Source organism: Ignatzschineria sp. F8392 (assembly GCF_002252045.1).
In the GTDB taxonomy this organism is placed as follows: domain Bacteria; phylum Pseudomonadota; class Gammaproteobacteria; order Cardiobacteriales; family Wohlfahrtiimonadaceae; genus Ignatzschineria.
The window spans coordinates 479,543-505,157 of the sequence record NZ_NEFF01000001.1 but is presented as its reverse complement, the minus strand read 5'-3'; the positions used below and the strand labels follow the sequence as shown (position 1 = coordinate 505,157).

Genomic DNA, 25,615 nt, shown 5'->3' with positions numbered 1-25,615 from the left:
CTAAATGATCATTAACAAAAAGCAATCTACTCCAATAATACAGTAGATTGCTCTCAATAAAATAGATAGGATCAAAAGATTAGCTTAAACGACTCTTCACTAAAGCGCTTACAGCACCCATATCCGCTTTTCCAAGAAGTTCAGGGCGAACAGCATTCATCAATTTTCCCATACCGCTCATATCACTCACTTCCAATTTTGCCATTGCCGCATCGATAATTGCCACAATCTCTGCATCAGAGAGCTGCTCTGGTAAATAAGGCATAATATGTACTAACTGCGCTTCCTCTTTCTCTACTAAATCGGTACGATCTGCTTTTTTAAATTGATCGATCGATTCTCGACGCTGATTAACCATTCGATTAAGAATCGTTAAATAATCTGCTTCAGAGAGACCCTCACCACGTTTTTGCAGTTCTGCCTCCTGAATCTCTGCTAAAATGGCTCGTAGAGTTGTTACTTTCTCCCGATCTTTTGCACGCATTGCATCTTTAACATCATTTTGAATTGTTGCTTTCATCTTTTCCTCTCTTTTACAAAGTAAGAAGGGAGACTCGCGCCTCCCTCCATCTCAACTATTAAAACGCTAAATACTATTCACTAAACATTGAGGCGATGAGCTCTAGATCGATCTCCTGGCCATTCACGCTCCACACACCACCATTATAGCGAATATCGGAACTAATTCCTTGTGGTGAAAATTCAATGACCGGCATGCCACTATTAATAACCATTGCAAGCACCATAAACTCTTTATAGAACTCATTCATTTGACGTTTTGCCGCTTTCTGATTGTCAGCTTCTCCCTGACTCAACAAAACATTGCTTCCTAGATTGATAAAGTAGCTCTTATCAATCATTACGTTTACCACTAAATCATCAATATATTGGTTAACAAATTCAAAGAATGTCAATCCTGAGAAAGATTCTGAAAATGCATCAGGATCTTCTAAATTGAGCGTTGAAACTTTCTCAATAAAGGCAGCATTTGGCATAATGGAGAGATCCATCTTTGCATGATCTTCATCTAAATCACCGGCAATAGAGATATTTAGTCGACTTCCTGGAACGACAAAGTCACTCATCTTAAATGAGCTATTGACTAAAATTTCATTAAGAGTATCTGCTTCATCTAGTCGTAATACTTCCAACTTCTCAAAAAGATCATCACTTAACTCTGTTAACTGAAACTTGAGATTAAAATCACCAAAAGGTAATGCTGCCGGCTCATAGACAGGAACTTTCACCTCAATTTTATCGATACCAAAGTGACCATGAATATAGGGCTTTTCATCCATCAACTCAGCACCAGCAGCATAGGTTAATCGATCCATTAGGATCTCACTGAAGGGCTGATCTTCATCACTCTCTTTTACAAATATTTTATTGAGCTCAAAAAGAAACTTCTGTACCTTTTCGCCATTATTCTCAACCCAATAACCATTACTTCCATCGATGGTAACTAAAGCTTCATCTCGGCCTTCTGGCTTTATAACAATTTGTCCGGACTTGTAATCAATATTGACACTATCGCGTTTTTCAAAATTTTGGCTAAAACCATAAATACCCTCAAGATTGATCTCATTTACAGTCGCGACTTCAACTATGCCCTCATCATTGAACAGGATCAACTCAGGATAACGATAATTAAACTTATATTGACCATTCTCTTGATCAATCTGCCCCTGTTGCTCTACATTTTCCGCTTTTAAGAAGAGAATGGAATCTGCATCTTCCTCCTCTTGATAAAGAGCAATATTTGCTTTAGAGAGAATTGTTGCAACTCCCTGCCCTTCAGCATAATTTGTAAAGACAACTTCCCCTCTCTCCTGACTTTTAAGAACTTGATTGGGAGTACCACCAAAATCCATAAGGAGATCTGCAGTAAAATCTGCAACATTTTCGCTCTTTGTTGTCGCTTCAATCTCAATACCATAATCTGATAACTGAGAGATAACCCCAGGACCGACTAATGCTCTATTGATAGCTTCATAGTTCTCTTCAAAGAGATCGAGGGGAGCACTATAACCAACACTTCCTGCTGCAAGCGCTAATGAGAGTGTATAGCCAATTATCTGCTTCTTCATAATAAATCCTTTTCTATCGGAATTGGGGAGCGGTTATTAACAATATCGATTCAGATATCCAAGATCATACCGTCATTAACCTAATACTATTCATTTAAACATCGACTTCAACATCGATCGCAATATTAAACATCAACATCAAATTTCAATATCGTTTTTGAAGCCTGCTGTTATATTCATTTTGTTGATTTTAACTTATTTTATTTCAATCTTTTTTAATATACTAAAAAAGTGTGATGAATCTATGAAAAATAGCAAAAAATTATGCATTTAGCTGTCGATAAGCATCCAATACAACCTGAAAGTCAGCCCCTTCTCGATGCATATTCTCACTTAAATAGCGACGCCAAAGCCGGCTTCTTGGAACTTCATGGAATAATCCCAACATATGTTTAACAATATGATTCAACCGCCCGCCACTATTGATATGTTTCGTAATATAGGGCTCCATCTCCACTATAATCTCATAACGACTTTTAATCGGCGCATCAATCTCAAAAATTTGTTGATCAACATGCGCCATCTGGTAAGGATTATGATAGATTGAGCGCCCAACCATAACACTATCAACACTCTCTAAAAGAAGCTCTGTTTGTGCTAAATCTTGTACTCCACCATTGAGCGCAATTTCAAGATGCGGATAATTTCTCTTAATTTCAAAGACTCGTTCATAATTAAGGGGAGGAATCTCACGATTCTCCTTAGGAGAAAGACCTGATAACCATGCCTTACGAGCATGTAAAATAAAGTGATGACAACCCTTGTCGCTCACCTTATCAATAAAGTTTGCTAAAAACTGATAACTCTCTTCATGATCAATCCCAATACGAGTCTTAATCGTTACCGGCAATGAGGTTGATTCAGCCATTGCACTATAACATTCGGCAACAAGATCGGGTTCTGCCATCAAACAAGCGCCAAAGCTCCCTTTTTGAACACGATCAGAGGGACAACCACAATTGAGATTGATCTCACTATAACCATATGCTTCACCGATCTTAGCCGCTTTTGCTAAATCTTCTGGATCCGATCCGCCTAACTGCAGAGCTACAGGTCCCGCCTCTTCAAAATAGAGATGCCGATCGCGGTCACCATAGAGAATTGCTCCCGTTGTTACCATCTCACTATAGAGTAGCGCCTCTTTACTCATCACTCGATAAAAGTAACGACAATGTCGATCGGTCCAATCTAACATAGGGGCTACAGAAAACTTGATACTCTTCATGCTCTTATCTCTAAAATGTAGAATATTTCGCAAATATCTATCATAAATATCTGTCAAAAATATCTTTCACAAATAACTATTGCAGGTAGCTATTGAAAATAACTGTTACAAATGACTGCTGCAGAAAATGCTTCTCTTTATATTTATATTCAACCTTAACGGAAGAAATTAATAGAAAATTAATAGAAGAAACAAAAATCCCCGAGTATCACTCAAATAATAGCTCGGGGGTTATATCTCTTATCCTGTATAAGAGCTCTAGAATCAATCAGATACTCTTAACAGATAATCTAGATAGATCGATTAGATCTAATCCGCATCTAAGAAGCTCTTAAGTCCTTCTGAACGATTAGGGTGGCGCAATTTACGTAATGCTTTTGCTTCAATCTGACGAATACGTTCACGCGTTACATCAAACTGTTTGCCCACCTCTTCAAGTGTATGATCGGTATTCATATCGATACCGAAACGCATTCTAAGAACTTTTGCCTCACGTGCAGTTAAGGTATCTAATACCTCACGGGTTGCTTCATTTAAGCCCTCATCTGTTGCGGACTCAATAGGAGATACTGCATAGACATCCTCAATGAAATCTCCAAGGCTTGAATCTTCATCATCACCAACAGGCGTCTCCATAGAGACAGGCTCACGTGCGATCTTAAGAACTCTACGAACGCGCTCTTCCGTCTCACCCATCGCTTCTGCGATCTCTTCAGGCGTTGCTTCACGACCTAACTCTTGAAGTAGCTGACGAGAGATACGATTGAGCTTATTGATCGTCTCAATCATATGAACTGGAATACGAATAGTTCTCGCTTGGTCTGCAATTGAACGAGTAATAGCCTGTCTAATCCACCAAGTTGCATAGGTAGAGAATTTATAACCACGACGATATTCAAACTTATCGACCGCCTTCATCAAGCCGATATTTCCCTCTTGAATTAAGTCAAGGAATTGCAATCCACGATTGGTATATTTTTTAGCAATAGAGATCACAAGACGTAAGTTAGCTTCAATCATCTCTCTCTTCGCACGACGAGCTTGCGCTTCTCCAATGGAGATTTGACGATTGATCTCTTTAATCTCATAAATTGTAAGATCTGTCTCTTGCTCGATCTTCGCTAATCGATCTTGATACTCATAGATATATTTATCATACTCTACAAGTGCTTCCACATATTTCGCCTTACGCTTAAAGATATCATCCTTAAAGATCGCTTTATTCGCTTCATTTCTTGGGAAGATCTTTAAAAACTCAGTTCTCGGCATCTTTGCTTTACTGATACAGATCTGCATAATCTTACGCTCTAATGGACGAATACGATCGATCGTCGCACGTAAGCGGTCATACATCTCTGCTTGAAATTTAGGTGCTAACTGAAATTCGAGGAATTTTTCACGTAAAGATGCTTTTACCTCTTTAATACGATCCGATTTACTCGTTGCTCCCTCTTTCTCTTTAATTGCATTCAGCTCATCTACAATCGCTTGAAGTTCTGCAATTTTTGTCGCTAAAACTTCAGGATCAGGCCCCGTCGCTGTATCTTCAACTTCAACCTCTTCATCCTCTTTCTCCTCATCTTCAAGGAAGAAACTAGGATCGATGAAACCTACAACTAAATCGGTGATGCGCCCCTCTTCCTTGATCGCCTCGTGATAGGAGTCGATAAGGTGATAAGTTGCCGGCACATAGAGTGCTAAAGAATTAAGAGAAGATTGAATTCCCTCTTCAATACGGATCGCAATCTGCTTCTCTTCTTCACGAGTTAATAGATCGACCGTTCCCATTTCACGCATATACATGCGAACAGGATCTGTTGTACGTCCGATCTCTTCATCATCGATATTTGCTAATACTTCCGCTGCTTCTTCAACCGCGTCGTCACTATCAACACTTTCACTTAACATTAAAGTGTCTTCATCTGGCGCCTCTTCATGCACAGAGATCCCCATATCTTCGATCATCGCTATAATGCTTTCGATCTGCTCAGGGTCTACCATTCCTTTTGGAAGATGGTCGTTAACCTCAGCATAGGTAAGATATCCTTGCTCTTTACCAAAAGCGATAAGCTTTTTAATTTGCTCTTTTTTTAGCTGATCCTGCTTTTTTTGATCTGACTGATTGCTCATAACTTAGAATGACACCCTCAATTAATAAGTACACGGACAAACGCGCTACCGCTGGCTTTATATTTTTAAGCGGATCATTATAACATGATTCCTTCGCTTCTGATACTTAGAATGTTTTGCGAAAACGCATTTTTAACTCTCCAAAGAGAGAGCTTACTGTGAGTTAATGGGGATTCATTTTACGATTTCAAGTCTCAATATTACCCACAGCGTTAGACAAGACTCTTTAGATACAGCTTATACAACTTAAATTGAGTATAACTAAGAACGATTGATAGGTTTAAGCGATGAGATATCTACAATAAGATTTAAGAAAGATTATTCAAAGAGTAGATCCTCCATCTCCACCTCTCGCTCTTTTAAAATAGATCGCATTTTCTCTAAAGTTTTCATCTGAAGATAACGTACTTGATCTCGCGTTAATGAGAGTTTTTCTCCTGTCTCATCGAGTGTCTTTTGTCGCCGACCGTTAAGACCAAAACGATAGCTGATCACCGCCTTCTCCTTCTCCTCTAAGGATTCTAGTAAGGATTCCAAAACAGAAAACTTCTCTAATTTCATCAGGTGATCAGGGATATTAACATTCTCTTGATCTGGAATAATATGATGAAAGTCCTGCCCATCCCCCTCTTGTGTAATCAATGCATCAAGCGAGAAAATCGCCTCATTATCAGCTAAAAGATTCATTACTTCAAAGATCGATAGATCGCTCTCTTTTGCAAGTTCTTTAATAGTAGGCTCTCTTTTAAGTTTCTGTGCTAGCTCCTTTGCAATCCTGACCAATCTTGCTATCCCTTTATTAATATGCACAGGAACGCGAACCGTTCGACTCTGATTCATAATTGCACTACTAATATAGTGTCTTATCCACCAGACAGCGTAAGTGGAAAAGCGGTAATTACGATCTGCCTCATACTTCTCAATAGCATGATTAAGCCCTAAATTCCCCTCTGATATAAGGTCAAGAAGATCAATTCCTTGTCGTTGCTGCCGGCGAGCAATCATCACCACAAGACGGAGATTACTCTGCATCAAAATATTGCGAGCTTCTATATCCCCTTTTTGCGCTAAAAGACCATATTTTTTCTCTTCCTCAGCCGTCAATAGAGGATAGCGTCCTACTTCGACATAGTAACGATAAAGAAGATCATCTGTTCCGCGAAATTGATCATCACTTTTTTGTAAAATATGTTCAAACTCATCGATCTCCTCCGACTCAACATCATTAACTTCATCAATATTAAATACTGTAGAATCTTCTAAAGGGGTCTCTTCTTCTAATAAATGTTGATGAGTTTGTCGACTTGTTTTCATAAAATCTCTACCTCTAATTAATCCAATAGTTGCGGTATAAGCCAAATCCAGCACACTAAAAACCCAGCTCAGATCTCTGTATGAGCTAAGTTAGTCGCTAAAATTTAAATTATCCCTTAACTAAAAAACAATATAATTCCTCTTCATTACATAAAAATATCAATATGCTGTTTTATAACTAAAACACTTATATTCATCTAAAAAAAACCAATAAAGTAGTAAGACAAAATAATCTTTCCCTACATAGATTGTGAGTATAGATCGTTAAACAGATAACAATTAACTAGATAATAATTAAACAGATAATATAAAGATTGAGTGATCACAACCATAAAACAGCCGTTAAAATATTTTTATAAATAAACGATTCAATATTACTTATCTGTCATATCATCCTCTTAACCTATTGTTTTTCTTTCAGCTGATATAATGATGACTGAGTCAATAAATAGATACAGTTAGATCTAACTAGTTAGGTCCCTCATCTTTTCCTCACAAAATAAAATATTAAATGACCAATAAAACAAAATAAGATAGAAATAAATAAGACGAATAACACAATAGCAACTTTATATTAAAATTATTTATAGTAATGTAATAGTTTGTATATATAGAGCCACATTTAATTAAAAAAATGAAAATTGATTAAAATTACTAATAACAATTAGAAAAATACTATCGATGTGAACCCTCTGTGGAGCGATAGACAAAAGATTTGAGGCATTACATATCAAAAAATAAACCCCATAAAAAAAACTCTTTTACTATATGTAAAAGAGCTTATATATCGACATCAGCAACTACTATGAAAGTCTAGCGCTTATTGAGAGAGTTTTTTGATAAAAGAAGCAAAACTATTTTTTATTTTACCCCTACCTCTTCTCCATTTTATTATTAAGGCTTAAAGACTTAAAACCACTTTAAAATCATAATGTTAAGAATCATATCTTCCTATCTACTACTTTAATGACTCTTGAATAATGGCAATTGCCTTATCAAGTAGTTCTCTCGACGTTCCGAAGTTTAAGCGAACATAATTACCAGCCGCACCAAAGGTTTTACCATCATTTAAGGCAACACCCGCTTCTAAGAGTCGTCTATAAGCCTCATCTTTATGAGCAGTATCACTAAAATCGAGCCAGAGCAAGAATGTTGCTTCAGGAACAACTAAGCGCAATCCTTCTATTTTAGAGAGCTCTGCAACAGCATGATCTCTATTGGCAATCAGATATTTTTTGAGCTGCGACAACCACTCATCCCCATAATCGAAAGCAAGTTCCGCCCCTTTAATTGCATAAACATTCATTCTCGGTACTAACCCGATCATCGCTTTATGATACTCATCACGTAACGCATCATTTTCAATAATCGCAAAACCACCACTTAGACCGGGAAGGTTGAAGGTTTTACTTGCAGAAATTAGAGTAATTGTACGATTTTTGGCATCTTCTGAAAGAGTTGCATATGGTGTATGCTCTCCCTCCCACACAAGCTCAGCATGAATCTCATCAGAAAGGACTAAAAGATCATGCTTAATAACAAACTGTTCAATCTCTAATAGATCCTCCTTCGTAAAGACACGCCCTGATGGGTTTTGTGGGTTACAGAGCATTAAGATCTCAGTCTCTGGCGTTACCATCTCTTCCATCAATGCAAAATCGATCTCATAGCGAATAGTATTTCCCTCTACAATCTCTTTTAGAGGAACGCCGATCCCTTTTGTTCCGACATTCTGCTCAATTGCAATAAAAGGAGGGTATGCCGGCGTATGGTAGAGGTAGTGCGCATTAGGATTGCGACGATAAACCATATTTGCGGCAATATTAAAACCCGTCACTAAACTTGGTAACATCACAATGCTCTCTTTAGAGATGGTCCATCCGTAAAGGCGCTGCAAACGATAGACAATAGCCTCTAATAGGCGCTCAGGTCTCACCTTCCCATAACCGTAGACCCCTTTTTGTGACATTGCGACAAGCCCATCAATAATCTCATCCGCGGCTCTAAAATCCATATCAGCAATCCACATCGGTAGGATCTCTTTTGAGTAAGCTGTCCATTTATCAGAATTGTTGTTGCGACGATTGATGATCTGATCAAAATCATAGACCTTCTTATATTCGCTCATAACTTGTCCTCTCCTTCTACTATCTATTGATAATTCAATAACTCAATGATTCAATGATTAATTACTTATTTAGTGTACATCCTAATACCGCGTGGTTAGCGCCTTTTAATCTCCACTTTAATACCCTTTCTTTAACGCCCTTTCTATAATGTCTCTATTTTAACGATTTCAGTAATGCTTTAAGCAACTCATAAAAACGGGCTACACTTGGAATATTGACCCGCTCATCTGGTGAGTGCGCTCCTTTAATTGTAGGACCAAAGCTCACCATCTGTAATTGTGGATACTTTTCCCCTAATAATCCCGTTTCCAATCCAGCATGAATCACTGAGACTTCCATCGACTCACCTGTCTGTTCACGATAGACCTCTAGTAATTTGAGATATGGAAGCGATTCTAAATTTGGCTGCCATGCAGGATAATCATTTCCCTCTTCCATAAATGCATCAACCATGATCGCTAATGCCTTTACCCGTGAACGAACTTGGTCGACACCATAATGAGTGATTGATCGTGCTAATAACTCAGCCATTAAACCATTCTCTTCATTAATGGTGACAACTCCTAAATTACAGCTTGTCTCAACAATGGGCAATTCCGTTGAGCGTCGAATAACACCACTCGGGAGCAGTAACAGTAGATTTAAAAGCATTTGTGAGTTTTCGGCATCGAGTGTCGCTTGAGAGTCAACTGCTGTTAGACGAATCGCAACGCCCTCACCAACACCTTTAAAACGCTCTTTAAAGATCTCCTCTCTCCCCTTAAGATGCGCCTCAAAGTCAGCCTTATGCGCTTCATGAATAGCGACAACAGCTCGCGCTGAACGAGGAATCGCATTGCGTAATGTCCCACCTTCAAAAAGCGCTAAACGAAGTGCTGATTGATGAGCATAATCAACGAGAAGTTCTGCTAAAAGTTGATTAGCATTCCCTAATTCTTTATCAATATCGATCCCCGAGTGACCACCACGCAGCCCTTCGACAACCACTTCATAAAAGAGACCACGAGCTTCTTGATCAAAATGGAGCGACTTTGTCAGAACAATATCAACGCCACCGGCACAACCAACAATACAAACGCCTTCCTCTTCACTATCCAGATTTAATAGATACTCCCCTTGAAGCCAATGGGGCTGAAGATGGCGAACGCCTCCCATTCCCTGCTCCTCATCTACCGTTAAAAGCACCTCTAACGGCCCATGCTCTGCACTCTCATCTTCTAAAATAGCAATCGCTGCCGCAACACCAATACCATTATCGGCCCCTAAAGTTGTATCCGTTGCATAGAGCCAATCACCTTTCACCTGTAGTTGTAACGGATCTTCATCAAAATTATGATCGCTTGACTCCCGTTTTTGGCAAACCATATCGATATGCCCCTGCAGTATGATTTTCGGTGCATCTTCATATCCAGGTGTTGCCGGCTTTTCAATCACAATATTACCGATCTCATCTTCACGATAAGCAAACCCCTTCTGCTCCGCATAATCCCTATAAAAAGTGCGAATCTTCTCCTCTTTTTTAGAGGGACGAGGAATTGCACTCATCTCCATGAAGTGTTGCCATAATAATTTAGGTGCTTGCTCTTTTAACATTCTCTGCCTCAATCTTTTACGTAATAGGTTAGTAATCTATAATTTGCAATCTGTAATTAGTAATATGTGAGCTATCATCAATAATCTTCGATCATCAGTAATGTTCTATCGATTACTAATAAATAAACATGTATGGTGATCATTAACTGTTTTTAACACGCTTATTGATCTTATGCTCATTTTTATCAGCACATTATACCCCAATCCATGAAGGCAAATTCTCTTTGAATCTTAAGTTCACCTTTAATAGAGACCCTTAGTGGCAATTCTTTAGTCCCGATTCCCAAAGGTAGATCTCCTAAATAGCTGATAGATAGGATCCTCAATCTCTTCATCTAGTTACTTTGGGTAATTACTAATAGTGATAATTAATCGTATTATTTCTAATAGGTCTATTTCTAATTAGTCTTAATAAGTCTTAATTAGTCTTAATTAGTCTTATTATCTAATTATTTCATCTATCGCCTCTTTCTTAACAGATTATTCACCCATAGAGAGAACCTCATAGAAAAAGAGTTTGTCGGAGAATCCGATCTTTAATCACCTATTCAATGTTCTTAAGGAATACTATGTTAAAATTCAAAAAAACAGCACTCACCCTAATCTTGGCAACTACTGGCGTCTTCGCTAGCGCAGAGAATATCACGCTCTTTGCTGCAGCATCATTACAAAATGCAATCGATGAGATCAAAGTCGCCTACCAAAAAGAGGATAAAAAGGATGAGATTGAAGCACTCTATGACTCCTCTTCTAACTTAGCACGCCAAATTGAGCAAGGCGCACCGGCAGATATCTTCATCTCCGCTAATCAGAGCTGGATGAATTATCTTGAGGAGAAAGATCTTCTCGATAATTCAACACGCACCAATATTGTAAAAAATGAGTTGGCGCTCATTACATTTAATGAAAATCCTATTGAGTATAAAGTTGACTTCTCATCCAATGAGTTTTGGAAAGATGCGCTGGCAAAAACTCGTATCGCACTAGGCGATCCTGACCATGTTCCGGCAGGTCTCTATGCAAAAGAGTCTTTTGAGAAATTAGGTGTTTGGAAAACAGTTGAGCCAAGAGTTGCAGCAGCACAAAACGTTCGTGCAGCTCTTCTTCTTGTTGAGGTTAAAGAGGCTGACTTAGGGGTTGTCTACTCCTCTGATGCAAGTATTAGCCAAAAGGTTAAAACTGTCACAACTTTCCCTGAGGATCTTCATGAGCCTATTGAGTACCCTATCGCAATCATAAAAGATAAGGCAAATCCTGCGGTAGAAGGTTTCTATCACTATCTTTTAAGTGATGATGCGGCAACAATCTTCAAAAAGTATGGCTTTGCCGTACCTACGAAAAAGTAAGGGATCGATACGAGAGTGATCTCAAAAGATGGTGAGACACTTGTAGAGATAATCAATATTAATGTTCTCCTAAGCCCTGCTCTACAATAGTAGCAGGGTTAATCAAACAATAAGATGGGATGAACAGTAAAAAATACCATGCATTTAGGGTCTCTCTTTAAAATCATCTCTGATTGCTGGTAGAGCCTACATATTCACATAGGTCCCCCTTAACCTATGTGAATATGTTTTTTTATATCTCTATATCTATCTATATATCTATGATCTCCCATTCTCTATAATCTCTTGCACCCCTATCGTATCTCGACAATGAGATTTAACAAGATTTCTATCATCCATTTCCATCTTAAGTTAACTCAACTAGAGGACTCTATTGATGTTTTTATCAGAGTATGAATGGTCAATCATTCTATTAAGTCTTAAAATTGGCGGTGTCGCTATTGCAGCAAGCCTTCCGATCGGCATTTTATGCGCTTGGATACTTGCCCGAAAAAACTTCAAAGGGAAAACGATCCTCGATAGCTTTATCAATCTCCCACTCGTTCTTCCCCCTGTGGTGATCGGTTATCTTCTTCTGATTACCATGGGTAAAAATGGTTATGTTGGAAAATGGATCGATCAAGTTTTTGGTATCTCCTTTAGTTTTAACTGGAAAGGTGCGGCACTTGCTTCTGCCGTAGTCTCTTTCCCCCTCTTAGTTCGTGCAATACGGATCAGTTTTGAATCTATTGACCGCAATTTAGAATTTGCAGCTCGTAGCCTTGGTGCATCACGACTTAAGATGTTCTTTACCGTAACACTCCCCCTCTCAATGCCGGGAATTATTGCCGGCGTTGTCCTCGCATTTGCTCGTTCACTCGGAGAATTTGGCGCAACGATCACCTTCGTTTCTAATATTCCGGGAGAGACAAGAACATTACCACTAGCGATGTACACCCTTATCCAAACACCGAACCAAGAAGCTGAGACAATGCGGCTCTGTATTATCGCCATTGCGATCTCCTTTGTTGCGCTTATTCTCTCTGAAGCACTTCAGCGAGCCCATAAAAAGCGCTTAGGTTTGGCATAAATTCTTGGCATTAATTCAATTGGACCTGTAAACAAGAGTCACCATCTTATGATTAAAATAGATATTACCCATCGATTCCAAGACTTTACTTTTCAAGCTGATTTGACACTTCCCCCTAAAGGAATCACCTCCATCTTCGGGCCATCAGGATCTGGAAAAACCACCCTTCTTAACTTTGTATCCGGCAAGATGACACCTCAAGAAGGCGTTATTGAGATCAACGATAAAACTATATTAGATACCAATAAGAAGATCTCCCTCCCGATTCATAAACGGGGTATCGGTTATGTATTTCAAGATCCAACACTCTTTCCCCACTACTCTGTTGAAAAAAATCTCCACTATGGGATGAAAGCGCAAGATGATCTACTCTTTGAAGATATTGTGACACTTCTTGGAATTAAACCACTCCTCAAAAAACGAATCGCTTATCTCTCAGGGGGAGAAAAACAACGAATCTCTATCGGTCGTGCTCTACTGAGCTCCCCTAATATCTTATTAATGGACGAGCCTCTCTCAGCACTTGACCAAGCAAGGAAGGAGGAGATTTTAAGTTACCTTATTGAGATCCCCGATCGTTTCAACATTCCGATTCTCTATGTCACCCATAATGTGAAAGAAGCACTCTTTCTCTCCCATTCGTTCATCGCTGTAGATAAAGGGATTATGCGCCTTAAACCGATTGCAGAAATTGAAGGCTTCTATGAAAAAGAGAAATCCTAGATAGAAATAGATTAACGTGACCCCACAATGTCACGAACATGAAGTAAACATTGAACAAATATACTCACAAGATTTTTTTATAAGATTCAATGAGATGCTCGCTAAAATCTCTAATAACCCCAATAGATTCAATAGGCTCGACAAGTTCAAAAATTTTAATGAGAATAATAAGCTCAATAAAGATTATTGCTAGAAATTATTACTGAAGATTATTAATAATAGAGTATAGTAACCAACTAACTAGGGTAAAATTCAGATAAGGATCTATTTATGATGGCATCGTTAGCTCGATTAATAACTCGATCAACATTACAAGCGACTCTTTTAACTCTCATCACGCTCTTATCACTCTTCTCTATTACAGAAGCAAAAGGGAAAGTGAAGGAGACTCCTGCCGATCGAATTGCAAATGCATATCTTTTCTACTGCCAACAAGAGGAGATCGCCAACGATGATTATTGCCAATGTGTCGCTAATGTCTATCGCGATAACCTTCCCACCATTCCTCTTGATAAACGAGAAGAGAAGTTTTTAATTGTGGCACTCAGTGGCAAACTCTCCTATGCCAATATTGAAGAGTCCGATTTCCCTTTTATTGAGAATTTGATGGAAAAAATTGATGATCCTCGATTTGAAGAGGGGTTTGCTCACTGCGCTGCTTATAACGAAGAGCTCTTTATCGAAGAGGTTGAAGAGATCAACGAAAATGATTCGCCTATGAGTGCAGATCAAATTCGCGCCATTGAAGAGATTGAAGCGATCGAGATGGAAGAGATGGATGATGAAGAGATCTATCAGTAGGAATCAATGAGTGAAGGTCTATGATTAGAGGTTCTATGAGTAGAGAGTAGTGAAATATCTCCCAAGGATTATCGATAGCACAAATCACTATAAGAGAAATGACCATAAGAGAGAAATGACTACAATAAAGAGTAAAGAGTACTTAGGGGCTGATTACTTTCGCCCCTTTTCTATCTGTTCAACCGATTCCCTCTTACCTTCTGAATCACGCTTCCCCTCTTTACCTTCAGCTTCACCGCTTGAGTGAGCATCTGACTCCTTAACCCATGCATCCCAATCATCCCATGATCTCCAGCGATCTTCCTCCTCACTCTCTCCCTGCCCACCTACAAAGTCGGTATCATCAAAAGAGTCTTTCGATGGAAGAGGCGTGGGATTTTCTGCCTCATAACGGCGCAGGCGTCGCATATCAAGATAGGGAAGGATAAAGAGCCAGAAGATCATAAAGAGAACCCCAAGGCTCCAATGAATCCAAAAACAGATCACCAGTAGTACTAAATTACCTAAACCGGAGAAGATCATTCTCGAATAGCTCATCTTCTGAAAGTCACGATTGAGAATCTTACGCCCACTCCCCTTTTTTGAAGAGAGATGCTTCTCATCTGCGACGCTATTACGGCTCACATTTTTATTATCTCTACTCGTTCGATTATCCCTTCTCATTGATTTCCCCCCTTAATCTCATCTTTTTAAACTCACGTAATTGTAACCATAAGAGCAATCCAGCCAAGAATGCTGAAAGAAAGTCAGCAGTTGGAATAGCTGCCCAAACACCATCAATTTCAGGAAAGCCCCAATGAGGAACTAAACTTGGCAAGATAAAGAGCGCTGGAATCAGAAAGATAATCTGCCGACTTAAACTTAAGAAGATCGAGTGCCCGACCATCCCAATACTCTGAAAGAAGATTGTCACTACCATCTGAAAGCCGACTAGCGGAAAGAGTATGGTCACAATTCGAATTGAGCTCATTGTCACTAATGCCAACTCTTCAGAAGGATTAAAGGGTTTTACCACCAATGCCGGGAAAAAGACCCCAATAATAGCGGCGATCAAACCGATACAGATACCAACCTTAATGGTATAAAGAAGCGCTTCCCTTAAACGATCAAATGCACCCGCACCATAGCTATACCCCACAATAGGCTGCATTCCCTGCGTTAACCCTAAAAGTACTAACACCACCAACATTAAGGTGATATTAGCAATCGTATAAGCCGCAACACCGATCGATCCCCCATAAACCTTTACCTGACGAATCATGATAAAGATAATAGCTGCTGAGACCACATTCATAATAAAGGGAGACATCCCGATACTTAGCACCGCTTTCGTAATAGACCAGTTGTAACGAATCTTTGCAAATCGAAACCGTAATAGTGTTGAGCGACTCATAAAGTGCGCCATCACAAAAATAGTTCCCACCACCATCGAGAGCACAATGGAGATAGCGGCACCTTTAATCCCCCACTCTAAAACATAGATAAAAAGTGGCGCTAAAATAAGATTGATCAATAGCGTTAGCAACATGGTATACATCGCTTTTCGCGGATGCCCTGAGGCGCGCATCATATTGTTAAAGCTAAAACAGAGATTAGAGAAGATTGCGCCGGGAAGAAAGTAGCGTAAAAAATCATGAGTATATTGATAGGTAAACTCATCAGCCCCTAAGAGATAGACTAACTGGTCGAGAAATAGAAACATGCCGTAAGAGACCGTTAAAGTAATCGTTAAAGTGAGAAGAAGAGAGGTCCCGACAACAGACTCTGCCCGATCATAATCCTCATTACCGAGATAGATCGAAATTCGGCTTCCCGCACCCGCTCCCACTAACATCCCAAAGGCGGCAATCATGGTCATAACTGGAAGCGCTATTCCCATCGCACTCAATGCATGATCATCGAGATACTCGGCATTTCCAACAAAGTATCGGGTGATAATATTGTAAAGTGCAGCAACACTACTGCCGATAATTGCAGGGAGTGAGTATTTCCACAACAATTTTTTAATGGGAGCTTCTCTTAACTCCTGTAACTGATCTGTTTTCGCCATATAATCCTTATTCTTCTATCGCAGTTTCTATCTCTGTTTCTATCTCTGTTTCTACTTCTATTTCTATATCTGTATCTACTGATGTATCTACTGATCTATTATTGGTGCATCTATTAACAATTCATTGCCTTGCGATCACATCTATTTTAATAGAGAAACTCTCTACGACAATCTTAAAATCGCTTGAGACAGTCTATCATGAATTGCGCTATAACGATCGACTCTCCCCATTAATGCTGATTTAAGCGCAGCACTACTGGCAAAGAGATGTACAGATGATCGCGCCCTTGTAACCCCCGTATAGAAGAGTTCTTTTGTTAAAAAGCGCGAAGGATCATCGCCTAAAAAGAGCATCACTTTCTGAAACTCACTCCCCTGCGATTTATGAATTGTCATCGCAAATGCAGATTCAAATTTCGGCAGTGCATGAATTGAGAAGACCCGTGCGGAATCGACCCCTTCAAAATAAGCCCGTAGATTTCCTTCCTCATTCTCTAAAATTAATCCTATATCACCGTTAAAAAGTTGATGATCGATACTATTATGGGTAACCATAATCGGTAATCCATGAAAAAACTCTCGAGAATAAAGTTTTGGAAAAAGGGTCTTTCGTATCAACTCATTCAAAGCGACCGCCCCATACTCGCCCGCTCTTCTTGCACTTAAGACGCCAAGTTGATTAAAGAGTTTAAAAGCCTCTTCCGCAAACTCGATTCCTCTTCCTTTAGGCAAAAGGGTTAAATAATCGCTATAAGCCGCTTTAAAATAGAATTCCAACTCAGTAGGAATAGCGGGTAGTTGGCTCCAAAAAAGTGATCCTTCTCCCTCTTGCAGATCAAGTGGAGATGATACCTTTTTAAAGAGAGAGTCAACCCGTTGATATCGGGCCTCTGCCCCACTATCCCCCTCATGATTAATTTCCCGTGCTAATGCACCTAATGCCGAATCATCACGGAAACGATAGCTCTTCTTCAGAAAACTTAGATAATTAAAAGCAGCACAATGGGGCAAGACCGGCACATCAGTCAAAGGTTCCTCAATTAAATGTTGAAGCTGCTCATAATGATCGGGCGAATAATTCTCCTTCGCACAGAGCTCATGCATAATGGCCCCCGCTTCTACCGATGCAAGTTGATCTTTATCTCCTAAAAAGATTACTCGCCCCTTCTCCGGCAATGCCTCAATCAATTGTACTAACATCTGCTGATCAATCATAGATGCTTCATCCACCACAAGAAGATCGAAACTCAAAGGATTAAAACGATCAAAATGGGGCTTTCGCGTGAGCGGGTCAATTCGAAGAAGACGATGAATAGTCTGCCCACTATAAGGAATGAGCGCTAATCGCTCTCGAATCAAGCGCTCCTCTTCCTCTGGCAATGTGGAGATTTCTGCTTGTAGAGCACGAATCTGCCCTAAAATCGATTCCGAAAGACGCGCCGCAGCTTTCCCTGTAGGTGCCGTTAAGAGAATGGTAAAAGGCTGCTTACACCCTTGAGACTCACGCTGCATAAAGTGGAGATCCACCAAGATCTGCGCAATTTTAAAAACAGTGGTGGTCTTTCCTGTTCCGGGTCCCCCTGAAATGACAGAGAGTCGATTTAAGAGAACATTCGCAGCAGAAAATTTTTGCCAATTGAGGCGAGTCTCGCTCTCACTCTTTGCTTGACGACTCTTCTCAGCCATAAAATAGTGATTAAGGCGCTCCTTTAAAAAAGAGACCTCTCTGTCACTTAAAGCGATTGAACGATCCTGAGCAAAGAAGTCGATAATAACGCTCTCCTGCTCATAATTACGATCGAGATAGAGGATATCTCCCACCCGTACAAGCGGAAGATCGATCGACTCTAATACCGTTTGCCAAAATTGTGCTAGCGCCATCTGTTCTTCCGATATTGTCAGCGCTTTTCGTAACGTCTTCGCACCTAACAACAGAGAGACAAATCCAGAGATAATCGCCATTCGCGCAGGATCTTCTACCTCCTGAAACCACTGTTTAGGATTGTAAAGATGGGTAACGGGAAGTGCGGTATGACCATAACCATAAGCGCGACTCAGTAACAGTAGTAAAAAGGTGTAACCAAGCCAATGTCGAGGAGAAGTTATCGGACAGTTTTGCCCTATAAAATCAGCAAAATAGAGATCGATATAATTAAAATAACGCCGCTCAACTAACTGTTGCAGCCATGATTTCAACCCTCTCTCTAAAGCGCGTCGCTCTTCTTCTCCCAGAGTCTCTTTTTCTAATAACCTCTCTAAAGCCTCACTCTCTGGAAAGAGCTGTTGAAAATAGGATAATGCCGGCATTCTATCTACCACAACCTCTTCCCGCGCGCGCTCTTCTTGCATTCTCTCTTCTTGCGCTCTCTCTTTTTGACTCAATCTATCACTCATCATTTTTAGATCTCCTCTGCCTCTTCTAACCCTAACCGAGCTATTAACGCCTCAACTAAAGCATAATCCGGCTTAACATAATAGATTCCACTTCTGCCTCCCGGCACCATTCCCCGAAGATAGAGATAGTAAATCCCACCAAAATCACGGGCATAGTCAAAATCTGCACGCTGATTTTGAAGAAACTTTACAGCAGCCACGGTATAGAGAAGATATTGAAGATCATAATAGGCATGATCGATTGAGTGCTGCATCGTAGATTGATCGTAATTCTCCGGCAATGGTCCAAGATAGTTACTCTTATAATCGGCGACATAAAACTTCCCATCCACTTCAAAGAAGAGATCGATAAACCCTCGAAGAAATCCACTTAAGGTCTCAAAGTCTAATGCACTCTTTAACGCTCTTGTCGGCTGCTGATCGAGAAGTTGATTAAGCGATTGCGCATCGATCCGTTGAGTAATAGGAAAGATAAACTCTAGCTCCCGTACCTGTTGATTCCCTTCTAAGATCTCCCTTAAATTTTGAGAGAGCGCTAGATCCGCATGAAAGATAGAATCAAGCCAGAGTTGTAGCTCTTCAACTAAATGTGGGAGATCAGATACTGGCACAAGATGTGCAAAATTCTCCTCAATCAGTCGGGTGAGAAGCTCGCGATCATCTAATTGAGTAGGTTGATAACACTCTAAGAGATCATGAATAAAATTACCGGTGATCGCTCCTTTTGGAAAGTGGGAGAATCGCTCTAACGATAATGGCGACTCTTCTCCCTTATGATCACTCTCAATATCTGCCTGCTCAAGCTCAACCTCATCATCTAACAGCTGTGGAATGGGTGTGCTACTCTTTGCATTATAGGAGAGATTGGAGAAACTCGTAAAGCGCCAAAGAGGTGCTAATCGACGCTTAAATTGTGCCGGCACAGGCGCAGATTTCGCTTCAGTGATCAAATCAACATGAATCATTTGTGGATCATTCAGCTCCTCTTCAGAAAAGATCTGATGTGAAATTCCCGCTTCAAAAAAGGATGCTAAATCCTCATCTTTAGTCCCGATCCCCATCAGATAAGAGAGTGCATTATCTTGATACGCTTTTTTATCTAATGCTCGGGTAAAGCCGACATAGGTGTGAAACTTTGCTCGTGTTAAAGCGACATAGAGTAACCGAATATCTTCCGCTAAATTCTCCTTTAGAAAGTAATGCTCAATCTCCGGAGTACACTCTTCAGGATAGATATAATGGCGCTCTTTTGTCGCATCGATATAGATCCCTTCCTTTTCACCACGCCCTTTAAAGAGTGCAAAAGGAAGAAAGACAATCGGGAATTCTAACCCTTTCGATTTATGAATCGTCATAATTTGTAGGGTCTTAAAATCGCTCTCAAGCCGGATCTTCTCCTGCTGCCGACCTTCGACATTAAAAATTTTGTCATGTAACCAGAGTAGCAATGCTTCCCCATTACTAAAAGATTCCCGTTGCAATATCTCTGCCAAATGAAATAGATCGCTCGCTTGCCGCTCGCCATCCTCTAACATTAAGAGTTTCGCCAGACGATTCTCCCGCACCATAAAGGTTCGGATCATCGCTAAAATCCCCTGCTTCTCCCAAATCTCCCGTAATTGGTAACGTTCTGTCAGAAGCTTCTCAAAAGCATCGGGATCACTCATCAGTGCTTCATACTCCTCTACAGAAAAACCATAGAGCACGGAACCGACCGATTGCATCACCTTTTTACGATCATGCATAAAGAGCAAGGTATAGAGAAAGAGGTAGAGATCAAGGGCGATACTATTGCCGGCATCAAAAATTGAGCTCTTCTCTGACAAGTAGACTGCATTCACCCCTACTCTGCGCAGCGCTTTACGGAGTATATCCGCTTCACTGCCAGAGCGAACTAGAATGGTGATATCTTCTGGTGATATCGCGCGCGAGCCCTCTTCACTCGCTAACTGCCCCTCTTTTAAGAGCCTTGCAATCTCCTCAGCTGTTGCCGCTGCCATCTGATCTTTAAAATCACCATTATTCACACGACTAGCAGCCTTCTTCTCTTCATGCTCAACCTCAGTCGGTGCCGGTCGATACTCTAAAAAGGTCATTCCTGCATCTGCTCGATGAGGTAGGATCAATTTGGAAGATGCTGCCGATGATGGCGTCTTAATCTCAATAAAGGGAATATCTTTCTCAATAAAGGGTGGATTGATCGCAGCTCTTAGACCAAAGAGTCGATTAACAGCGGCGACCTGCAGCTCTCCTGAACGGTAGTTGGTATTGAGCGTATAGATCTTTTCAATATGCGCTTTAATACCTAAATAGGAGTGGATATCTGCCCCACGGAAACGGTAGATCGATTGCTTTGGATCCCCTATCATCACAAAAGGAATCTCAGGATAATCAAAAAAGAGGCGACGAAAGATCGCTAATTGCTGATGATCCGTATCTTGGAACTCATCGATTAAAATGGCTCGATAGCGAAGATGTAGAGCTTCTAAGAAACCTTTTGTTGCAGTTAAACTCTTCTGGTCAAGTTGCGAGAGTAGATCCTCAAAGCCTAAGATATGAGCCTCTTGCTTCATCTGTTGTAAGATTGCTGATACCTTACTGCCGGCGTAATGATAGCAGAGAGTAGAGATCGCATGCAGAGACTCCAGATCCACAAAGAGCTGATAGAGTTTTTCCGGCATACGTCGGAGATCTCCCCCCTTCATCAAGCGGCTCTCCATATGCGCTAACGAAAACTTATCCTGATCTTGGAAGGGGAGAATCGAATCACTCTCAACCCAACGCATTAAAGCATCATGATACTTCTTAATCAGATCGGTACGATAAGATTGTTTCTTAAGGCCGACTAAATTTACAAGATCAATAAAATCATCATGAGAGAAATCGCTACGAATCACAGCCTTCATCGCCTCAACCCCTGATCGAACCCTATCGAGCAGTTGCTGAAGATGATCGATCTCTTCCCACTTCTCTCCTTGCCAAAGATCGGTCTGTATCAGAGAGGGATCACGCAATAATGGTAAAATTTTATCTAAAAGATTGAGTCCTTTCCGCTGAAAAAAACGATGGTCGCGTATCTCATGAGCTAGCGGAATACCAAAGATGGCTTGTACCGTTTTAGCCGCTTCGAAAGAGAGCGGGTAACACTCTTCACGCCAAAAATGGTAGATTGCCTCTCGATAATAAGGGGAGAGATCCTCTTCTAATTCAAAGTTGAAAGGCTGCCCTAAATCGAGCGCATTCTCCTTTAAGAGACGTTGGCAAAACGCATGGATCGTATAAATTGCTGCCTGGTCGATCGCACCTTCCGCTTCAATAAGAAGATTAAGGGCGGATTGATAACGTTCTGCCTGAGGAGTATCCGCTACTACCTCATCATCAAAGAGAGAGCCTTGCTCCCGATAGAGCCCCTCACTTCCCGCTTCATACAAGTCATGTGACTCACCCAATTCATACCCGTCATACGTGTCATCTGCATATGAGTATGATGGGGCATCTCTCTTTTCTAAATAGGCCTCAACCAACGCTAAAAGCGCTGAATCAGCGATATCCTCACCCACCATATGTTGTAAAAAAGCATGCTTTAACTCAATAATACGGCTATAAATTCGCTCTTTAAGCTCAGCTGTTGCCGCATTGGTAAAGGTGACGATTAAAATTTCAGGGAGCTTTTTCGCATCTTTATCATCATTGAGTCCTAAGAGCAGACGCAGGACTAAAAGCGTGATGGTATAGGTCTTTCCTGTACCAGCTGAGGCTTCTATCATCATATTGCCGGTAATAGGAACCGTTTGAGGATCTAAAATAGGATAAGGAGAAGTAGATGGATCATGCATAGCAATTAGACTCTTGCCTCACGTTAAACTGAAGGTTATATAGGTTATACAGTATAGAAAATCTCTATAAAGAGGGCGATTACCCATTCTCTCCATAGTATCATGAAGTTAATATCTCGCCCCAGATCGAAATGAGTTGATTCACTTGAATTGAATCCGATTCAAGTGAGTCCGATTTAATTAAGTGCATTTCAATTGAGTGCGCTTCAACTTTAGGGATGGAGATGAATATTAATCAAAAGGATATTGACTTCGAAGCAGACAGAGCGTTGCGCCCCTTCCTCCCATTCTTTGTGGGGGATTGGCAAAGGCGAGAATATCGAGCTGTAATCGTAGCCAACGATCGATCAATCCTCGAATGATCGGATCCCCCTTTGAGCCATAGCCTTGACCATGAATGATCTTGATACAGAAGAGATTCTGCTTCAGTGCAGCGTAGAGAAAATATTGCAATTCATCACGCGCCTCTGAAGCAGTTAAACCATGAAGATCGATCACTGCATCAGGCCCAATTTTTCCCTGAAGCAGTTGTCGCAATAACTTTGGAGAGACACCTTCCCGACGAAATCGCATCTCCGCTGTTGGATCACTATCGATCCAAGTGGGATCATCACTCATCAGATCGACTCTATCGGGATCTTCTCGCAACGCTTTGCGAATCTTCACCTTCAATTGTGGTCGTGGTAATTTCAAGACATTCTCTTGATTTTTAATCTTGACAACATGACCAACCGTTCCACGAAAAAGAGCGCTATCTTCTCGACTCACTTTCACAGCTCTCCCCTCTCCTCTATAAAGCTATTTTGTCGGCTTTCTTGCCAGCATGGTTGCAAATTGTAATTGAAGACGATTGCCATTGGCATCACGACGATGAAGCTCGCCAACCTCTTCGTTGTAGTGGAGTAACTCCCAACCCTTGTAATAATTGCGAAGCTCTCCCTCTTTGAAGGTAAAAGGAAAGCCATCAAAGGGATAAGCCTCCGTCGACATCGCTGAAACAATTAAATTATAACCGCCAGGTGCGGTATGTTGTTGCATCTGTGCAATAAGATTCGAAATCGCCTCTTTTTGTAAAAACATCATCACAACTGTCGAGATCATCAGGTCATACTCTCCTTCAATCTCAATCGTATTGAGATCTCGCGCCTCAACCTTAATATTCTTGATCGCTTCCTGCTCAATGATATCGCGAATCATCTGTAACATTCTAGGATTAAGATCGTAAGCGGTAACATCAAATCCCGCTTCTGCTAAGTAGAGAGAATTACGACCTTGCCCACACCCTAAGTCGAGAAGTCGACCCGGCGATAACTGATACTCTTCGATCAACGCTACAACATCCGTATGGGGTAACGTTAAGCCATATTTTTGATGGTAATAATCGATAGGATGTTTGCTGTTATTCATAATCTCTCCCTCTATGCGTTGATCTCATTTCTGATCTGATCTTTGATTCCAATCCCATTTCAACCTCATTTCGATCTCATTTCCACTTCACTCCAATCTCACCCCAATCCTATAGGAGAGATTAAGTAGAATTGATAAGAGCGAATAGAGATTAATCGATCGAATCATCAATAATAAAATGGGGCAGAATCACTCTGCCCTCACCTATAACTTTAGCATTCTCTTTAACATTCACTTTAACATTAATTATTAATGTATTAATGCTAACTTAGCGTTAATTCTAACGTTAATTCTCACGTTAACTCTCACGTTGCATAACGCTTATCTACTCTATATGATACCTGAACAAGCACAAAAGAGCGGAAAGAAACTTAAAAAAGATTACTCATATCGGATCCAGGTCCCGGTCTTCCCGTTGAATCCCTCTTTTGCCCGCTCTAAGGAGGTAATCAATGCACGTTTATCTCTATTTTGCTCAACAAAACTCATCGCCGCACGAATCTTAGGCAACATGGAACCTGGCGCGAACTCCCCTGATTCTATATAGGCAGCAGCTTCGGCATAATTCATCTCTGAGATCTCTTCTTGATTCTCCTTACCAAAATTAATTGCGACCTTCTCAACTGCCGTTAAAATCACTAAAAGATCGGCATTGATCTGATCTGCTAACTTTGCAGAAGCAAAATCTTTATCAATCACAGCTAATTTACCAACGGTTACCCCATCCTCAATCGCAACAGGAATACCGCCTCCGCCCACCGTAATGACTAGTTCCCCGGCATTGATAAGATTTTCAATAGTTTTAATTTGCACAATTTTTTGGGGCAGTGGCGAAGCGACCACAATACGATAACCTCTTCCGGCATCTTCCATTACAGGGTAACCCGCTGCTGCTAATTTGTCCGCCTCCTCTTTGCTATAGAAGGAGCCGATTGGCTTCCGCGGATTAGCAAAAGCAGGATCATCACTATCAACTAATACTTCTGTCACAATGGTGACAACCTCTTTCTCGATCTGCCGGCGCTGTAACTCATCGCGCAAAAATCGTTGAAGATGATAACCGATATAGCCCTGACTCATAGCGCCACATTCTGTAATAGGAACCCCCTCTTTCCCAAGATTCTGCTCTGCAACATCCATTGCAAGCTTAATCATCCCTACCTGTGGTCCATTGCCATGCGCTAACACAACATCATGTCCTTCGGCAATGAGATCCACAATCGGCACCACGGTCGATTTTAAGATTCTCTCTTGCTCACTGACACTATTGCCAAGCGCATTGCCCCCTAAAGCTACTACGATTTTCATCCAAACCTCCTTATTGATAACCCTACTAATTTATCCTATTGCCTCTTGAACGCCAATTTAAATATTAGATAGCCTACAACTGTAAAATGATCTAAAATAGTGCGCCTCTCAAATGGGGATATTAATAGGATAAAAATATTGATTAAATGATTATTTAAATGATTATAATTGCTAAATTGTAATCAATAAAAAAATCACTAAAA

18 protein-coding genes are annotated in these 25,615 nt (G+C 40.6%); 4 read left to right on the top strand and 14 right to left on the bottom strand.

Features of this window, described 5'->3' with window-relative positions:
• Positions 1 to 79: 79 nt before the first annotated feature.
• The 7 genes from B9T19_RS02205 to B9T19_RS02175 form a co-directional block, all read right to left on the bottom strand.
• The gene (locus B9T19_RS02205; RefSeq protein ID WP_094566957.1) at positions 80 to 520 is read right to left on the bottom strand and encodes a GatB/YqeY domain-containing protein; all 441 of its coding nucleotides are present in this window, start codon (positions 518 to 520) and stop codon (positions 80 to 82) included.
• 73 nt (positions 521 to 593) lie between these two features.
• Positions 594 to 2,087, bottom strand: coding sequence for a hypothetical protein (locus tag B9T19_RS02200; RefSeq protein ID WP_094566956.1), 1,494 nt, complete (start codon positions 2,085 to 2,087; stop codon positions 594 to 596).
• A 262-nt stretch (positions 2,088 to 2,349) separates the two neighbouring features.
• Positions 2,350 to 3,312 (bottom strand): tRNA dihydrouridine(20/20a) synthase DusA, encoded by a 963-nt coding sequence (gene dusA, locus B9T19_RS02195; protein ID WP_094566955.1) that lies wholly within the window; start codon positions 3,310 to 3,312, stop codon positions 2,350 to 2,352.
• A gap of 309 nt (positions 3,313 to 3,621) precedes the next feature.
• Positions 3,622 to 5,442, bottom strand: a complete 1,821-nt coding sequence (rpoD, locus tag B9T19_RS02190) for an RNA polymerase sigma factor RpoD (RefSeq protein ID WP_094566954.1) — start codon at positions 5,440 to 5,442, stop codon at positions 3,622 to 3,624.
• 318 nt (positions 5,443 to 5,760) lie between these two features.
• Positions 5,761 to 6,756, bottom strand: coding sequence for an RNA polymerase sigma factor RpoD/SigA (locus B9T19_RS02185; protein ID WP_094566953.1), 996 nt, complete (start codon positions 6,754 to 6,756; stop codon positions 5,761 to 5,763).
• Between the two features lie 958 nt (positions 6,757 to 7,714).
• The gene (locus tag B9T19_RS02180) at positions 7,715 to 8,884 is read right to left on the bottom strand and encodes a MalY/PatB family protein (protein ID WP_094566952.1); all 1,170 of its coding nucleotides are present in this window, start codon (positions 8,882 to 8,884) and stop codon (positions 7,715 to 7,717) included.
• A 154-nt stretch (positions 8,885 to 9,038) separates the two neighbouring features.
• On the bottom strand, positions 9,039 to 10,478 hold the full coding sequence (locus B9T19_RS02175; RefSeq protein WP_094566951.1) for an aminoacyl-histidine dipeptidase: 1,440 nt from the start codon (positions 10,476 to 10,478) through the stop codon (positions 9,039 to 9,041).
• A gap of 569 nt (positions 10,479 to 11,047) precedes the next feature.
• Here B9T19_RS02175 and modA point away from each other — a divergent pair.
• The 4 genes from modA (at position 11,048) to B9T19_RS02155 (ending at position 14,417) form a co-directional block, all read left to right on the top strand.
• Positions 11,048 to 11,824 (top strand): molybdate ABC transporter substrate-binding protein, encoded by a 777-nt coding sequence (modA, locus tag B9T19_RS02170; protein WP_233146763.1) that lies wholly within the window; start codon positions 11,048 to 11,050, stop codon positions 11,822 to 11,824.
• A 376-nt stretch (positions 11,825 to 12,200) separates the two neighbouring features.
• Complete coding sequence (gene modB / locus B9T19_RS02165; RefSeq protein ID WP_094566949.1) at positions 12,201 to 12,893, top strand: molybdate ABC transporter permease subunit; 693 nt, start codon at positions 12,201 to 12,203, stop codon at positions 12,891 to 12,893.
• Between the two features lie 48 nt (positions 12,894 to 12,941).
• Entirely contained in the window at positions 12,942 to 13,616 is a 675-nt protein-coding gene (locus B9T19_RS02160; RefSeq protein ID WP_094566948.1) for a molybdenum ABC transporter ATP-binding protein, read from the top strand.
• A gap of 270 nt (positions 13,617 to 13,886) precedes the next feature.
• Positions 13,887 to 14,417 (top strand): hypothetical protein, encoded by a 531-nt coding sequence (locus tag B9T19_RS02155; RefSeq protein WP_094566947.1) that lies wholly within the window; start codon positions 13,887 to 13,889, stop codon positions 14,415 to 14,417.
• Between the two features lie 153 nt (positions 14,418 to 14,570).
• On the opposite strand, the gene B9T19_RS02150 is transcribed toward B9T19_RS02155, so the two are convergent.
• The 7 genes from B9T19_RS02150 to arcC all read right to left on the bottom strand — a co-directional run bounded on the left by B9T19_RS02150 (position 14,571) and on the right by arcC (position 25,412).
• Complete coding sequence (locus tag B9T19_RS02150; protein ID WP_094566946.1) at positions 14,571 to 15,080, bottom strand: hypothetical protein; 510 nt, start codon at positions 15,078 to 15,080, stop codon at positions 14,571 to 14,573.
• Positions 15,067 to 16,467 carry an MATE family efflux transporter gene (locus tag B9T19_RS02145; protein WP_094566945.1) on the bottom strand — a complete coding sequence of 467 codons (1,401 nt, stop codon included), beginning with the start codon at positions 16,465 to 16,467 and terminating at the stop codon, positions 15,067 to 15,069. Before B9T19_RS02145 ends, B9T19_RS02150 begins: the two co-directional genes overlap by 14 nt.
• A 162-nt stretch (positions 16,468 to 16,629) precedes the next feature.
• Positions 16,630 to 18,864 (bottom strand): exodeoxyribonuclease V subunit alpha, encoded by a 2,235-nt coding sequence (gene recD / locus B9T19_RS02140; protein WP_094566944.1) that lies wholly within the window; start codon positions 18,862 to 18,864, stop codon positions 16,630 to 16,632.
• 2 nt (positions 18,865 to 18,866) lie between these two features.
• On the bottom strand, positions 18,867 to 22,697 hold the full coding sequence (gene recB, locus B9T19_RS02135; RefSeq protein ID WP_094566943.1) for an exodeoxyribonuclease V subunit beta: 3,831 nt from the start codon (positions 22,695 to 22,697) through the stop codon (positions 18,867 to 18,869).
• Between the two features lie 231 nt (positions 22,698 to 22,928).
• Positions 22,929 to 23,471 (bottom strand): Smr/MutS family protein, encoded by a 543-nt coding sequence (locus tag B9T19_RS02130; protein WP_094566942.1) that lies wholly within the window; start codon positions 23,469 to 23,471, stop codon positions 22,929 to 22,931.
• A 24-nt stretch (positions 23,472 to 23,495) separates the two neighbouring features.
• Complete coding sequence (gene tehB / locus B9T19_RS02125) at positions 23,496 to 24,104, bottom strand: tellurite resistance methyltransferase TehB (RefSeq protein ID WP_094566941.1); 609 nt, start codon at positions 24,102 to 24,104, stop codon at positions 23,496 to 23,498.
• A gap of 381 nt (positions 24,105 to 24,485) precedes the next feature.
• The gene (arcC, locus tag B9T19_RS02120; RefSeq protein ID WP_094566940.1) at positions 24,486 to 25,412 is read right to left on the bottom strand and encodes a carbamate kinase; all 927 of its coding nucleotides are present in this window, start codon (positions 25,410 to 25,412) and stop codon (positions 24,486 to 24,488) included.
• Between the last annotated feature and the right edge of the window lie 203 nt (positions 25,413 to 25,615).

Coding starts and splice junctions, on each gene's coding strand:
- B9T19_RS02205 (WP_094566957.1), bottom strand. CDS start 520: ATGAAAGCAACAATTCAAAATGATGTTAAAGATGCAATGCGTGCAAAA.
- B9T19_RS02200 (WP_094566956.1), bottom strand. CDS start 2,087: ATGAAGAAGCAGATAATTGGCTATACACTCTCATTAGCGCTTGCAGCA.
- dusA (WP_094566955.1), bottom strand. CDS start 3,312: ATGAAGAGTATCAAGTTTTCTGTAGCCCCTATGTTAGATTGGACCGAT.
- rpoD (WP_094566954.1), bottom strand. CDS start 5,442: ATGAGCAATCAGTCAGATCAAAAAAAGCAGGATCAGCTAAAAAAAGAG.
- B9T19_RS02185 (WP_094566953.1), bottom strand. CDS start 6,756: ATGAAAACAAGTCGACAAACTCATCAACATTTATTAGAAGAAGAGACC.
- B9T19_RS02180 (WP_094566952.1), bottom strand. CDS start 8,884: ATGAGCGAATATAAGAAGGTCTATGATTTTGATCAGATCATCAATCGT.
- B9T19_RS02175 (WP_094566951.1), bottom strand. CDS start 10,478: ATGTTAAAAGAGCAAGCACCTAAATTATTATGGCAACACTTCATGGAG.
- modA (WP_233146763.1), top strand. CDS start 11,048: ATGTTAAAATTCAAAAAAACAGCACTCACCCTAATCTTGGCAACTACT.
- modB (WP_094566949.1), top strand. CDS start 12,201: ATGTTTTTATCAGAGTATGAATGGTCAATCATTCTATTAAGTCTTAAA.
- B9T19_RS02160 (WP_094566948.1), top strand. CDS start 12,942: ATGATTAAAATAGATATTACCCATCGATTCCAAGACTTTACTTTTCAA.
- B9T19_RS02155 (WP_094566947.1), top strand. CDS start 13,887: ATGATGGCATCGTTAGCTCGATTAATAACTCGATCAACATTACAAGCG.
- B9T19_RS02150 (WP_094566946.1), bottom strand. CDS start 15,080: ATGAGAAGGGATAATCGAACGAGTAGAGATAATAAAAATGTGAGCCGT.
- B9T19_RS02145 (WP_094566945.1), bottom strand. CDS start 16,467: ATGGCGAAAACAGATCAGTTACAGGAGTTAAGAGAAGCTCCCATTAAA.
- recD (WP_094566944.1), bottom strand. CDS start 18,864: ATGATGAGTGATAGATTGAGTCAAAAAGAGAGAGCGCAAGAAGAGAGA.
- recB (WP_094566943.1), bottom strand. CDS start 22,697: ATGCATGATCCATCTACTTCTCCTTATCCTATTTTAGATCCTCAAACG.
- tehB (WP_094566941.1), bottom strand. CDS start 24,104: ATGAATAACAGCAAACATCCTATCGATTATTACCATCAAAAATATGGC.
- arcC (WP_094566940.1), bottom strand. CDS start 25,412: ATGAAAATCGTAGTAGCTTTAGGGGGCAATGCGCTTGGCAATAGTGTC.